General features: G+C 38.2%; 13 protein-coding genes and 1 pseudogene. 10 read left to right on the plus strand and 4 right to left on the minus strand.

The window, feature by feature from the left end; translation table 11 throughout:
• The first annotated feature begins 515 nt into the window (after positions 1-515).
• Positions 516-1,208, plus strand: coding sequence for a hypothetical protein (locus tag PHT93_RS13995; protein ID WP_300244141.1), 693 nt, complete (start codon positions 516-518; stop codon positions 1,206-1,208).
• A 181-nt stretch (positions 1,209-1,389) separates the two neighbouring features.
• On the opposite strand, the gene PHT93_RS14000 is transcribed toward PHT93_RS13995, so the two are convergent.
• The 4 genes and pseudogenes from PHT93_RS14000 to PHT93_RS14015 form a co-directional block, all read right to left on the minus strand.
• Positions 1,390-1,908: a hypothetical protein gene (locus tag PHT93_RS14000; protein ID WP_300244143.1), complete on the minus strand. Its 519-nt coding sequence runs from the start codon at positions 1,906-1,908 to the stop codon at positions 1,390-1,392.
• Positions 1,909-1,940: 32 nt separating this feature from the next.
• Entirely contained in the window at positions 1,941-2,888 is a 948-nt protein-coding gene (locus tag PHT93_RS14005; protein ID WP_300244145.1) for a relaxase/mobilization nuclease domain-containing protein, read from the minus strand.
• A complete protein-coding gene (locus PHT93_RS14010; RefSeq protein ID WP_300244147.1) occupies positions 2,854-3,243 on the minus strand; it encodes a hypothetical protein in 390 nt (129 codons plus the stop codon). The genes PHT93_RS14005 and PHT93_RS14010 overlap by 35 nt, the downstream gene beginning before the upstream one ends.
• Before the next feature lie 202 nt (positions 3,244-3,445).
• Positions 3,446-3,688, minus strand: a pseudogene (locus PHT93_RS14015) (DUF3408 domain-containing protein); the annotation flags it as partial.
• Between the two features lie 193 nt (positions 3,689-3,881).
• Here PHT93_RS14015 and PHT93_RS14020 point away from each other — a divergent pair.
• From PHT93_RS14020 to PHT93_RS14060, 9 genes are all read left to right on the plus strand, one after another.
• Positions 3,882-5,183, plus strand: coding sequence for a phenylacetate--CoA ligase (locus PHT93_RS14020; protein ID WP_300244149.1), 1,302 nt, complete (start codon positions 3,882-3,884; stop codon positions 5,181-5,183).
• A gap of 23 nt (positions 5,184-5,206) precedes the next feature.
• Positions 5,207-5,632: an amino acid-binding protein gene (locus PHT93_RS14025; protein WP_300244151.1), complete on the plus strand. Its 426-nt coding sequence runs from the start codon at positions 5,207-5,209 to the stop codon at positions 5,630-5,632.
• A gap of 66 nt (positions 5,633-5,698) precedes the next feature.
• On the plus strand, positions 5,699-6,508 hold the full coding sequence (gene bamD / locus PHT93_RS14030; RefSeq protein ID WP_300244153.1) for an outer membrane protein assembly factor BamD: 810 nt from the start codon (positions 5,699-5,701) through the stop codon (positions 6,506-6,508).
• A 34-nt stretch (positions 6,509-6,542) separates the two neighbouring features.
• Positions 6,543-6,875, plus strand: coding sequence for a DNA-directed RNA polymerase subunit omega (locus PHT93_RS14035; protein WP_300244155.1), 333 nt, complete (start codon positions 6,543-6,545; stop codon positions 6,873-6,875).
• Between the two features lie 24 nt (positions 6,876-6,899).
• A complete protein-coding gene (locus tag PHT93_RS14040; RefSeq protein WP_300244158.1) occupies positions 6,900-7,361 on the plus strand; it encodes a DUF4293 domain-containing protein in 462 nt (153 codons plus the stop codon).
• A 163-nt stretch (positions 7,362-7,524) separates the two neighbouring features.
• Positions 7,525-8,847: a PhoH family protein gene (locus PHT93_RS14045; RefSeq protein ID WP_300244160.1), complete on the plus strand. Its 1,323-nt coding sequence runs from the start codon at positions 7,525-7,527 to the stop codon at positions 8,845-8,847.
• A gap of 30 nt (positions 8,848-8,877) precedes the next feature.
• Positions 8,878-10,233, plus strand: coding sequence for a dipeptidase (locus PHT93_RS14050; RefSeq protein ID WP_300244163.1), 1,356 nt, complete (start codon positions 8,878-8,880; stop codon positions 10,231-10,233).
• Between the two features lie 3 nt (positions 10,234-10,236).
• Positions 10,237-11,547 (plus strand): DEAD/DEAH box helicase, encoded by a 1,311-nt coding sequence (locus tag PHT93_RS14055; RefSeq protein ID WP_300244166.1) that lies wholly within the window; start codon positions 10,237-10,239, stop codon positions 11,545-11,547.
• A gap of 3 nt (positions 11,548-11,550) precedes the next feature.
• Positions 11,551-12,807, plus strand: coding sequence for an amidohydrolase (locus PHT93_RS14060; RefSeq protein ID WP_300244168.1), 1,257 nt, complete (start codon positions 11,551-11,553; stop codon positions 12,805-12,807).
• Positions 12,808-12,931 lie beyond the last annotated feature (124 nt).

The following is a 12,931-nucleotide window of genomic DNA, read 5'->3' on the forward strand; positions in this document are numbered from 1 at the left end:
TTATTTTGTTTTTTTTATTTCACTTTTTTATATTTGCTGTCCACGATTTGTTTTAACCTATCGAGATAATCCCATTAAAAACGACATAATCCAAGTGTAATAACAACCGGGGTTTCGGACTGATCCAAAAAAAAACCAATTTAAGGGGGTAAATTTGTATATCCGTTGGCAGAATTAAAGCAGTACATCTTTACCAATCTTTCTGATTCCTGAGGCTCTTCAACTTTTTGCTTGTGGGAGCCTTTGTTTTTTTGATATTACTACAGTCTCGGAATCGTATATGATAAAAAAACTTTAAAAAGGAGAATCGGCCGAAATTACGGCCGTTTTTCAAGAATAACCGAGCAAAAAATAGCCTCTATATTTGCCCTTGTTAATCACTGGTTCATTTTGGTGTATTCTTTTATAAGATAAAAAGTATTTGCGTTTTGAACGAAACAAATAAGGAAAAGTAACTAATATATGAGTCAGAAAAAAATAGTTACTTTGTTTTCCAACTTTAATAAAATGGCAATATGAGATTTTTATTTATTACTGTCTTAGTAATCTGTGGCTTTGTTCTCTCTCTATCTCCAATATATTCACAGAGTAAAAAAGGATTTGAAATTGAGGGGGGCTTAATTAATTCGGATTTAAACGAAAGTCTGTCTTTTAACTTAGGGGCTAAATACAATTATTGGATAAATTCGTATGTGGGATATTCTATTGGAGGATTTTTTAGTCACTCCCGAATAGACCTGATGTTTGATTCTCCTAAAGAAAAAAATGTGAGTTATAATCTGAACGACAATAATATTATAAACTTATCTGGTGTTTTAGGGCTTAAACTTGTGACTCCAACATTTAAAGATTTTGGATTAATGTCGGACTTCAATTTTTTATTTGAACCCATACCATTTAACGTGGCATCTGTGGATAAAAGAATATACGATTTGGGTGGAAACCGTATGGAAGAGAAAAGTAAAAACAAAATGGTTTATACTCAATTCAATCCTGCCTTTAGCATCCAACTAAGTCTTTTTTATGACTATAAGCAAAATGGTAAAAAGACAAGATTTGCATTAGGCGGAGGAATTACGAATTACAATGCGTACAATACATATTATCATGCAAAAATAGATGATATAAGGTTAAAAGACCATCTAAAATTAAAACCAAACAACCTATCAGCAATGATATTTATTCGAGTTTCAGGACTATACTTATAATAGAAACTGTTTCTCAAATTTGCTAATTAAGGATATGTGAATCTTCTTTCATATATCCTTTACTATTACCCAATCGTCACCAATTCGTTTATAATTTCGTGTTTTTACATTACCGCTTAATGTTGCCGTACCGCCACCTTTAAAATACACATACGATTTCCCTTCGGGTTGATTTTCTAGGTTAGCGCCCCCCACCTGTACCTATAGATTCTATGCTTTGCCTATAATACTCATCCAACAACAGTACATAATCATTCTGCTGCTTCATACAAAATAATGTCATAATAAATACCAATATGCCGAGTATAGCAATCACCAAAGACGATTTCCGTAGTTTGAATAATTTGAAATTCAAATAGGACTTTTTATCATCTGAATTTCTTGCAGACGGCTCTTGAGGTTCTTTCAGTATAGCTGACATACAAGACAGTATATTATATACTCCTACCGTATCCTTTTCTAACTGCTCAATATTTTTATGAATAACTTTGAAATGAGAATCACAGTGTGTTCCAAGCCCTTGAATGTATCTCTCTAATTTGGAGAGGATCTCGTCTTTTTCTTTCTGAAAATCCGACTTAGTAATTGTCTGTTCATTGTCTAAATTAGATGTTTCTTGCATCTCGGAGAGCTTTTCTAATTTCTTATCTACCTCCGAGAGTTTCTCCCAAAGTGCATCGTTTGATACTGACTGTGCCATATTTTCTATTTTTTAAGTTGTTATTTTCCGTTTTATCTTCTGATACCCTTACGCTTTATCGGCTTCTTTTTCTTCTTTCTGGGTAAAGCCTCTGCTTCATTCATATCGTAATTAGATGGCTGAATATCAAACAAACCGCCTATGCTTGATATCGCATCGGCTACTCCTGATACAGCATTTTCTATCAAGCTTGCTCTTGCCTTTTTAGGTATGGTTACTTGCTGTTGTTCATATTGTTGCTGTTCCTGAGAATAGCTGTTCTCAGTTAACTGTGCATCCAGTTTGGAATAGTTAAACTTCCTGTCTATTTCCGAACCTTTGAATGAATGCTCTCCTTTCTTGAACGAAATTCCCTGTATTTCATTAGTCTGCACTTTACGCTTGTACTCTATGGATACATCTTTTTGTTTGAGGACTTCTTCAAAGTACTTCCAATTCTTAGCTTTAGGAAGAGTCTCTTTTACCGCATGGTAGATCTCATATTTGGTCTGCTCAGCTCCCTTTAGTTTCTGAACATTCACTCTGTCTTTTCCTTGCCCATAAGTCAGATTGTATTTATCCTTTAGCTGCTTGCAGACCTTTTCGTTACGGTATTGGTCATTTCTGTCAGTAATAGTCTTGCCATCGTTATCTATTCTGTTGAATACAATATGACAATGCGGATGACTCGTATTATTGTGCCGAACAATGATGTATTGTGTGTTCTCTATTCCCATCAACTTCATATACTCTTTTGCCAAACGTTCCATGAAGTGGTCTGTCATTCGTTCTTTGTCATCAGGAGAGAATGCCAACGGAATATGTCCCACACATTTCGAGACGTTCGGATTGAGCAAACTTTGCATATAAAAGCTGTTGATAATGGATTTAACATCAGTTTCCAAGACACCTTCACTCGCTAAAATATTAGCATCTTTATCAGCCAAAACATATGAAATACATCCCTTAAAGCTTCTTCCTTTTACTATTTTTCCAATCATCCGAGAGCTTATTTATTATATTTTGGATCGACTCGAGTAATGGAACAGCCCTGTTTTCGAGCCGTTTTAGACTTAAAAACTTGATGGTTTTTACTAACTGATTCAGATTATTTCCCATATTGGAGAGGCTTCGAAGTGTATCCAGTTCTTCTTTTTTCAGCGGTTCTTTTATTTCACCGTTCAGAATCGCATCGTGACAATAGACACTAAGCGAAAGATTGGCTTTGGCTGCCCGATGGCGAATAGCATAGAACTCCGGCTCGGAAAAACAGACCGCAATGGTCTTGTCTTTACGAGTAACGGGGCTCTTCTTAGGGCGTCCTCCTTTTCGTTTATCTTGATTGTCCTGATTCAATGACGATATAGTTTACAGATCGTTATTCTTAAAAAACTGCGACCATCGGGAGCGGTTTCTTCTTTGGCTGGTAAGCCAAAGCGAGGGTTTTGATGCAATCAAAACATAACCTCGCTCCGCTAAAATGAACATTTATGTTCCATTCGAAAAGCTAAGTAGTTACACTATACAGACTTACTTTACAATGAATAGAACCCATATCTTAGAGCTTCTTCCATAGCTCCACGTCATCCCGATAAATATCCAAATGATGACGAGCTAGGTTCTCAATAAAGCCCGATACGCTCATTCTTCGTCCACCCAACTTACGGACGATTTCATCCAGACTGTCTCGAACTTCACGACTGATAAATACAGGTTTGCGATCTTCGAGGGTTGGAACAGAGAGAAATATTTGCTGATATTCCTCGAACGATTCTTTACGCTGCTTGCTACTGATACGTTTTATTGTGGAACGTGTATCATGAACCAAATAGTTTGGTCAAATAGATAGGTTACATTAGTTGTGAAACTGATGTAACCTTATTTTGTTTGCCCTTGAATATGATTTTTCTCATTTAGAACTGCCGTGTCGGAAAAAGTTGTTATTTTGCGGGCTCTTTAGATTGCTAACTATAATAAAATAACAAACTAATACGATGATTTGGAACGAAACGATTGAGTGCATGGATCGGGACGAGATGCGGAAGTTACAGGGCATCCGTCTCAAAAGGGTGGTGGAGCGTGTGTATCATAATACGCCTTTTTACAGAAGGAAGATGCAGGAAATGGGAGTGACTCCTGATGATATAGTGACAATTGATGATATTGTGAAACTTCCGTTTACCGTGAAACAGGATTTGAGGGATAATTATCCGTTTGATCTGATGGCTACTCCGATGTCTGAGATTGTTCGTCTGCATGCTTCTTCGGGAACTACAGGAAAGCCGATTGTGGTTGGCTATACGCGCAAGGATTTGTCTATATGGAGTGAGGTTGTGGCACGTTGTCTTACTGCTGTTGGCGTTACCAAACAGGATATGGTACAGGTGGCGTATGGTTATGGGTTGTTTACCGGTGGTTTAGGACTGCATGGCGGTGTGGAAAATATCGGTGGAACCGTGATTCCTATGAGTAGTGGTAATACGCAAAAACAGATTCAATTGATGCATGATTTCGGTTCTAAAGCATTAGCTTGTACACCTTCTTATGCGTTGTTTTTAGGTGAAACAATAAAAGATTCGGGAATTCCCCGTGAAGATTTTAAACTGAAAATCGGTGTTTTTGGCGCTGAACCGTGGACGGAGAATATGCGTAAAGAGATTGAAGAATCATTGGGTATTAAAGCCTATGATATCTATGGATTGACTGAAATTATTGGTCCGGGAGTAGGAGGGGAGTGTGAATGTCAGAATGGAACGCATCTTTGGGAGGATCATTTCTTTCCTGAAATTGTTGATCCGGTGACGTTGCAGCCGGTTGAACCCGGACAACAGGGAGAATTGGTTTTTACGACGATAACTAAGGAGGGGATGCCGATGATTCGGTATCGTACGCGTGACCTAACTTCGCTTAATTATGAAAAATGTGCTTGCGGAAGAACATCGGTACGTATGTCGCGTATTTTAGGGCGTAGTGATGATATGTTGATTATTCGTGGGGTAAATGTATTCCCGTCTCAGGTTGAATCTGTAATTTTGGAATTGCCGGAGTTTGAACCTCATTATTTGATTCTGGTGGATAGGGTGAATAATACGGATACGTTACAAATACAAGTAGAAGTAAGAGCTGAATTTTATTCTGACGAGATGACCAAAATGATCAATCTGAAAAAGAAAATCACGTCTCGTATGCAAAGTGTTATCGGGCTGCAACCGGATGTGAAATTAGTAGAACCCAGAAGTATAGAACGCAGTATGGGGAAAGCGAAAAGAGTGATCGATAATCGCAAATTAGTTTAAATCCCAATAAAAAAGGAGGAGATATGTTAATCAAACAATTGTCTGTTTTTCTGGAAAATAAACGAGGTAGGTTTACTGAAGTCGCCAAAATACTCGGACAGGCCGATATTAACCTGACAGCATTTACGGTTGCCGAAAATTCGGATTTCGGCATATTAAGACTGATTGTGTCTGATGTGGATAAAGCGATAGAAATATTGAAAGAAGAACGTTACGCGGTGAGCGTGACTGATGTAGTCTGCCTTCGCTGTCCGAATGTACCCGGTTCCCTTGCCAAGGTTATGGAAATAATTACAGCTTCTGAGATTTTTGTAGAGTATATGTATGCTTTCTCGCAGGGAGAGGATGCCAATATCATAATCCGTCCGGATAATCTGGAACGATGTGTGGAAGTGCTTAAAGCGAATAAATTAGTTCTGCTTGCCTCGAACGATCTCTATAAGTTGTAAATATTAACGTTTAGTGTTTTCTAATCTGCTTAGGAATCATTAATTTTGCAGGCTAAAAGTATATACATGAAAAAGGTAGTATTTTTTTTGACGATGATGATTGTCTTATTTTCCTCTTGCGGAGAGTATAATAAGATACTGAAGAGCACAGATTATGAGTTGAAGTATTCGTATGCTAAGAAGTACTTCAATGCGAAACAATACACCAAATCTGCTACTCTTCTGGAAGAGCTGGTGACTATTTTCAAGGGTACTGGAAATGCGGAAGAATCGTTGTACCTTTTGGCTCAGAGTTATTATGGCCAGAAGGATTATGTAACGGCTTCACAATATTTTAATACCTATTATACGAATTATCCGAAAGGAGAATTTACGGAGTTAGCCCGTTATTATTCCGGATATGGATTGTACTTAGACTCTCCGGATCCCCGTTTGGATCAGAAACAAACTTACGAAGCGATTAATCAGCTGCAGCTGTATTTGGAATATTATCCTCAAAGCGAGCATGCAGAAGAAGCCCAGAATATACTATTCGAGCTACAGGAAAAGTTGGCTTATAAGGAGTTATTGGCAGCCAAACTGTATTTTAATCTTGGAACTTATATGGGGAATAACTATCAATCATCTGTGATAACTTCGCAGAATGCACTGAAAAATTACCCTTACTCTAAATATAGAGAGGAATTCTTTTATCTGGTAATGCAAAGTAAATATGAGTTGGCTCGCGTAAGTGTGGAAGAAAAGTTACAGGGACGGTATCGCGAAGTGGTTGATGAATATTACAATTATATAAATGAATATCCTGAGGGCAAATATGTTCGCCAGGCAGAACGTTTCTTTGAATATGCGAATAAGCGTATAACGAATATATATTGATCTATAAGCAGAATTTTAATTAACTAAAGAATATATGGACTACAGAAAATCAAATGCTCCTGTAAATACAGTCACCCGTGATATGATGAGATTGTCGGAAGATACCGGTAATGTATATGAAACGGTGATGATCATTGCTAAAAGAGCAAATCAACTGTCTGTTGAAATGAAACAAGACCTTGAAAAGAAACTTCAGGAATTTGCTTCATACAATGATAATCTGGAAGAGGTTTTTGAAAACCGTGAACAGATTGAAATTTCCCGTTACTATGAAAAATTGCCTAAATCAACTCTGATTGCGACTCAGGAGTACGAAGAGGGAAAGGTGTATTATAGAAATCCGGCAAAGGATAAAAATAATTTCTAATTAATTCTTTGATCATTCTCAAATATGTTACAAAGAATTCAAACGGTTTATTTGCTACTGGTAGCTATCTTAATGCTTATCGTAGTTTTTTTCCCTTTGGCAGTTGTTCAATCCGGAAATACTCTTTATTCATTTGATGTATTCGGGTTGAATACTCTCTTAGGAGAAAAAGAATTAATATATCCTGTAAGGGGATTATTTGTGTTGGTGGTTGTTATTCTGGCTGTTGCTATGACTACCATCTTCCTGTTTAAAAAGAGATTGCTTCAAATACGGTTGACGATTTTTAATACGATTCTATTGTTGGGTTTTTACGGCTTATTTGCTTACTTAATTTATCTGTTTAAAGGTGAATTAAGTGATTTTTCTTATAGCCTGAAGTTTGCGGCTTCATTTCCTGCAGTATGTATCGTGTTGAATTATCTTGCTATACGGAATATCGGAGCAGACGAAGCCTTGGTTCGTTCTCTTGACAGATTAAGATAAATAAAGTTTGGCTTAAATAGAGCTTTAAAGCGACCTCATATGAGTGTCGCTTTTTTTGTCTCGTTTATATGATTGTGGTCAAAAACGATAATTAATAAATCTTCATAAAAAGAATGCCGGAAATCTTACTATATTAGTAGCACAAACGTAAAACAAGAAAGTTATGGGAAAGAAAAATTTTGTGCTGGATACGAATGTTATTCTTCATGATTACAAGTGTATTGAAAACTTTCAGGATAACGATATCTATCTTCCTATAGTAGTTTTGGAAGAATTGGATAAGTTTAAAAAAGGTAGTGATCAGATTAATTATAATGCACGTGAATTTGTCCGTGAACTTGATGCGTTGACAAGCAATGACCTGTTTCTTAAAGGTGTCTCTTTAGGTATAGGTATGGGAAATCTTTATGTTGTGACCGGTGATAAATACCAGGAAAAAATAGCTCTTTCTTTTCCTGAACGCACCCCGGATCACAGGATATTATCCTGTGCGCTCTCTATTGCCGAAAAGAAACCCAAGATGCAGACTATTCTGGTGACAAAAGATGTAAATCTGCGTATGAAAGCTCGTTCATTGGGTATTCTTGTGGAGGATTATATAACCGATAAGGTGATTAATGTGGATCTGTTTGAGAAAGCACATGAGACCTATGAAGATATTAATCCGGATTTGATAGATACGATTTACAGTAAGCCGGAAGGTATTGATGTGGACGAGTTTGATTTTAAGAATTTGCTGAAACCCAACGATTGCTTTGTCCTTAAAAGCATACGTAATTCAGTGCTTGCCCGCTATAATCCGTTTACCGGTAAAGTGAAGAAAGTCGAAAAAGGTATAAATTATGGCATTCAACCTCGTAACGCCGAACAAAGTTTTGCTTTTGAAGTATTGAATGACCCCGAAATAAAATTAGTTGGTATCACAGGGAAAGCCGGAACAGGTAAGACGTTGTTGGCCTTAGCTTCCGCTCTGAAACAAGTGGATATATACAAACAGATATTATTGGCACGTCCGATTGTGTCGTTAGCAAATAAAGATATTGGTTTTTTGCCGGGGGATGAAAAACAAAAAGTAGCTCCTTATATGCAACCGCTGTTTGATAACCTGAACGTGATCAAAGCGCAATTCTCTCCAAACGGGCCGGAGGTTAAACGGATTGATGATATGCAAAAGAGTAATCAATTGGTGATCGAAGCATTAGCGTTTATTCGCGGACGAAGTCTTTCGGAGACATTCTGTATCGTAGATGAGGCGCAGAATCTTACCCCTCATGAAATCAAAACAATTATTACTCGTGCCGGAGAAGGTACTAAGATGATCTTTACGGGTGACGTACAACAGATTGACTCTCCGTATTTAGACGCGCAAAGTAATGGTCTGGCTTATATGGTAGATAAAATGAAGGGACAGGATATTTTTGCGCACGTAAACCTACTGAAGGGAGAACGTAGTCAGTTGTCGGAGTTGGCTTCCGATCTGTTATAAATAATTAGTAGAAACACAAAATTATATATTATGTCTGTAAAGTCATTTATTGAATCGAACAAAGAACGTTTTCTGGAAGAGTTATTCTCTTTAATACAAATACCCTCCATTAGCGCAAAACAGGAACATAAGCCTGATATGCTTGCCTGTGCGGAGAAATGGACAGAGATTCTATTATCATCGGGTGCCGACAAGGCGGTTGTTATGCCTACGGAAGGAAACCCCGTAGTTTATGGTGAAAAGTTTTACGCAGAAGATGCTCCTACTGTCTTGGTTTATGCACACTATGATGTAATGCCGGCAGAACCACTTGATTTATGGAAAAGTGATCCTTTCAAAGCTGAGATTCGTGATGGGCGAATCTGGGCGCGTGGAGCAGACGATGATAAAGGGCAGGGCATGATTCAGGTAAAAGGCTTTGAAACGGCTTTGAAAGAAGACTTATTACGCTGTAATGTGAAGTTTATTTTTGAAGGAGAAGAAGAGATCGGTTCTCCCAGTTTGGAGGGTTTCTGTAGAAAACATAAGGATTTGTTGAAAGCGGACGTGATTTTAGTTTCAGATACCAGTATGATAAATGCCGAAACGCCTTCGTTGACAACCGGCCTTCGCGGTTTGGCCTATTGGGAAATTGAAGTGACCGGTCCTAACAGAGATTTGCATTCAGGACATTTCGGTGGGGCCGTTGCCAATCCGATAACTGTGTTATGCAAAATGATGGCAGGAATAACAGATGCCGATGGACGTATAACTATTCCGGGTTTTTATGATGACGTAGAAGAACTGTCAGCCAAAGAACGTCAAATGATGGCACAAATCCCATTTGATGAAGAAAAGTACAAAAAAGCGATTGATGTAAATGCTTTATTTGGAGAGAAAGGTTATTCTACGCTTGAACGAAATAGTTGTCGTCCTTGTTTTGATATATGTGGAATTTGGGGAGGTTATACGGGTGAAGGAAGCAAAACCGTACTTCCGTCTAAAGCCTATGCCAAGGTTTCCTGCAGATTAGTTCCACATCAGGATCATACAAAGATATCTAAGATGTTTGAACAATATATTGCAAATATAGCTCCGGACTATGTGAAGGTAAAAGTCACCCCTAAGCACGGTGGTCAAGGTTATGTTTGTCCGATTGATTTACTTGCGTATCAGGCTGCCGAAAAAGCTGTCGGGATTGCTTTTGGTGTGAAACCATTGGCTGTACGTCGCGGAGGTAGTATTCCGATTATCTCCACGTTTGAACAAGTCTTGGGTATCAAGACCGTTCTGATGGGATTCGGGTTAGAACAAAATGCGATACATTCGCCGAATGAAAGTTGTCGTTTGGATTTCTTTTATAAAGGGATTGAATCAGTTGCAGAATTTTATAGAGAATACAAATAATATATGATAGAAAAAGAAGTAGTCTCCCTCGCGTTGAAAAACGCGGGGATTGAGACGCTTAACGAGATGCAGGAAGCTGTTATTGCAGCCGGTACATCAAAAGATATGTTATTGCTTAGTCCGACAGGTTCCGGAAAGACGTTAGCATTTTTACTTCCATTGCTGACAACCTTGTCGCGCGATATTGATACAATACAAGCCCTGATCATAGCTCCTTCACGGGAACTTGCCCTTCAGATAGAAACAGTGTTTCGCTCGTTAGGTGCAGGTTACAAAATTAATTGTTGCTATGGTGGGCATCCGATACGTACAGAAAAGAAAAGTCTGGAACATGCTCCGGCTGTTCTGATCGGTACTCCCGGCCGTATTTTAGATCATCTGGAACGCGGGAATATTGATTTGGATAATGTGAAAACGTTGATCCTTGATGAATTTGATAAAATACTTGAGTTGGGCTTTACCACGGAAATGAAAGAAATATTAGCCCACTTGCCGAGTGTGCGCAGGAGAGTGTTGACTTCTGCAACATCTGCTATCAGTATTCCCGAATTTGTCCGAATTCAGTCTCCCGTAAAATTATCCTTTTTAACGGAAGAGAAAAAAAATAAGGGATTATCTATACACATTGTGAAATCTCCTGTTCCGGATAAATTGGATACACTTTATGCCTTACTCGGGGAACTAAAAGGAGGATCGGCTTTAGTTTTCTGTAATTTACGTGAAGCTGTAGAGAGAGTCAGTAATTATCTGACAGAAAAAAACGTGGATAATGAAAGTTTTCATGGCGGAATGGAGCAGTTAGACCGGGAAAGAACATTAGCTAAGTTCCGTAATGGTTCTACAACTGTTCTGATTTCTACAGACCTTGCTGCACGTGGGTTGGATATTCCCGAAGTGAAGAACGTGATCCATTATCATCCACCCATAAATGAAGAATCATTTATTCATAGAAACGGTCGTACGGCACGTATGCATGCTGAGGGTGACGCTTATCTGATTTTAAACGACAAAGAGTTTATCCCTGAGTATATATCACCTGTGCCAGATGAATTTTTCCTTCCGGAAAAAGTAAAAACACCAATACCCTCTGATTGGGTTACTTTGACGATAAATAGAGGGAAAAGAGATAAACTAAGTAAAAAAGATGTAGTTGGATTTCTATTTCAGAAAGGTGGTTTGGCGAAGGATGAACTTGGAATAGTCGAAGTGAAAGAAAGTTACTCCTTTGCTGCAGTGAAGCGTTCCAAGCGTTCGGCATTGCTAAAGAAAATACAAGAAGAGAAAATTAAAAACATGAAAGCTAAGTTTTCCTGACAGATGAGCATACTTATAAAAGACGTAGAATGGAATAGTAAACCGACTGATATCTATATCGAAGGAAATCGGATTGTAGAAATTGCGAAGGAAATACATAAACCGGCAGATAAAATAATTGACGGAAAAAGAAAAGCGGTTATTCCCGGATTTGTGAATTGCCATACGCATGCGGCAATGACTTTATTTCGTGGATTTGGGGATGATATGCCTTTGAGGCCTTGGTTAGAAGATCGAATCTGGCCGAATGAAGCAAAATTGACAGAAGACGATATTTATTGGGGAGCCAAATTAGCTTGTCTGGAGATGATTAAGACGGGAACGACAACGTTCTTTGATATGTATCACGGCTTTCATGCTACAGCTACGGCTGTTCAGGATATGGGACTTAGAGCAACGTTGGCAGGAACTTGTTTTGATCACTTTAAACCACATCTGACAGAAAAGTGCAAACGTGAAAGTGAGGCTTTGTTGGCTTCAATGGGGCAATATAGCGACCGACTACGTTACGCTATCGGGCCACATGCCATTTATACCGTTTCAGGAGAACTCCTGAAATGGGCGCATCAATTTGCCTCAGCCAATAATATTCTTGTTCACCTCCATCTTTCGGAAACGAAAGGCGAAGTTGAGGATTCTATAAAACAGTTTGGTTGCTCTCCTGTTCGTTATCTACATAAATTAGGCGTATTATCACCAAATCTTGTAATAGCTCATGGTGTCTATGTAGATGATGAAGAATTGAGATTACTTGCCGATTATGGCGTAAGTGTGGTTCATAACCCTGCATCAAATATGAAATTAGGATCGGGTATTCGTTTCCTATATGATGAAATGAAGAAATACGCTATCCGTGTAGGATTTGGGACAGATGGCTGTGCCTCGTCAAATAATTTGGATATGATTGAGGTGATGAAACTAACAGCGCTACTTGGCAAAGGATGGCGAGAAAATCCGGTTGTTCTATCTGCAGAAGAAATGTTTGAATCCGCAACTAAGACTGGAGCGTCTATCTTGAATGTAGATGCTGGATGTATAGCAGAAGGAGCATTAGCGGATATAGCTTTGGTTGATTTGAATACGCCGGCTTTTACTCCGAATTTTAATTTTATATCAAACTTGGTTTATTCTGCAAATGGAAATTGCGTTGATACATTGATTTGTGACGGTAAAGTGTTGATGGAAGATAAAAAAGTTGATGGAGAATCTGAAATTCTGGAAAATGCAGGAAAAAGAGCTTATGATTTAATTTCACGATAAAAATAGTTCCTATGTTTGAAAAAGGAGATTCCAGTTAGATAGGCAAGAAATAAGCTATATCATTTTAGTTAACTTTGTATTTACAAGAATAACAGAGTGTTAACTTCAACAATATAGCTTATGA

Source organism: Massilibacteroides sp., from assembly GCF_028705895.1.
Lineage (GTDB): Bacteria > Bacteroidota > Bacteroidia > Bacteroidales > Tannerellaceae > Massilibacteroides.

Excerpts from the sequence above, each read along its gene's own strand:
- PHT93_RS14060 (WP_300244168.1), top strand. The coding sequence starts at position 11,551 with ATGAGCATACTTATAAAAGACGTAGAATGGAATAGTAAACCGACTGAT.
- PHT93_RS14045 (WP_300244160.1), top strand. The coding sequence starts at position 7,525 with ATGGGAAAGAAAAATTTTGTGCTGGATACGAATGTTATTCTTCATGAT.
- PHT93_RS14055 (WP_300244166.1), top strand. The coding sequence starts at position 10,237 with ATGATAGAAAAAGAAGTAGTCTCCCTCGCGTTGAAAAACGCGGGGATT.
- PHT93_RS14020 (WP_300244149.1), top strand. The coding sequence starts at position 3,882 with ATGATTTGGAACGAAACGATTGAGTGCATGGATCGGGACGAGATGCGG.
- PHT93_RS14000 (WP_300244143.1), bottom strand. The coding sequence starts at position 1,908 with ATGGCACAGTCAGTATCAAACGATGCACTTTGGGAGAAACTCTCGGAG.
- bamD (WP_300244153.1), top strand. The coding sequence starts at position 5,699 with ATGAAAAAGGTAGTATTTTTTTTGACGATGATGATTGTCTTATTTTCC.
- PHT93_RS14050 (WP_300244163.1), top strand. The coding sequence starts at position 8,878 with ATGTCTGTAAAGTCATTTATTGAATCGAACAAAGAACGTTTTCTGGAA.
- PHT93_RS13995 (WP_300244141.1), top strand. The coding sequence starts at position 516 with ATGAGATTTTTATTTATTACTGTCTTAGTAATCTGTGGCTTTGTTCTC.
- PHT93_RS14005 (WP_300244145.1), bottom strand. The coding sequence starts at position 2,888 with ATGATTGGAAAAATAGTAAAAGGAAGAAGCTTTAAGGGATGTATTTCA.
- PHT93_RS14040 (WP_300244158.1), top strand. The coding sequence starts at position 6,900 with ATGTTACAAAGAATTCAAACGGTTTATTTGCTACTGGTAGCTATCTTA.
- PHT93_RS14025 (WP_300244151.1), top strand. The coding sequence starts at position 5,207 with ATGTTAATCAAACAATTGTCTGTTTTTCTGGAAAATAAACGAGGTAGG.
- PHT93_RS14035 (WP_300244155.1), top strand. The coding sequence starts at position 6,543 with ATGGACTACAGAAAATCAAATGCTCCTGTAAATACAGTCACCCGTGAT.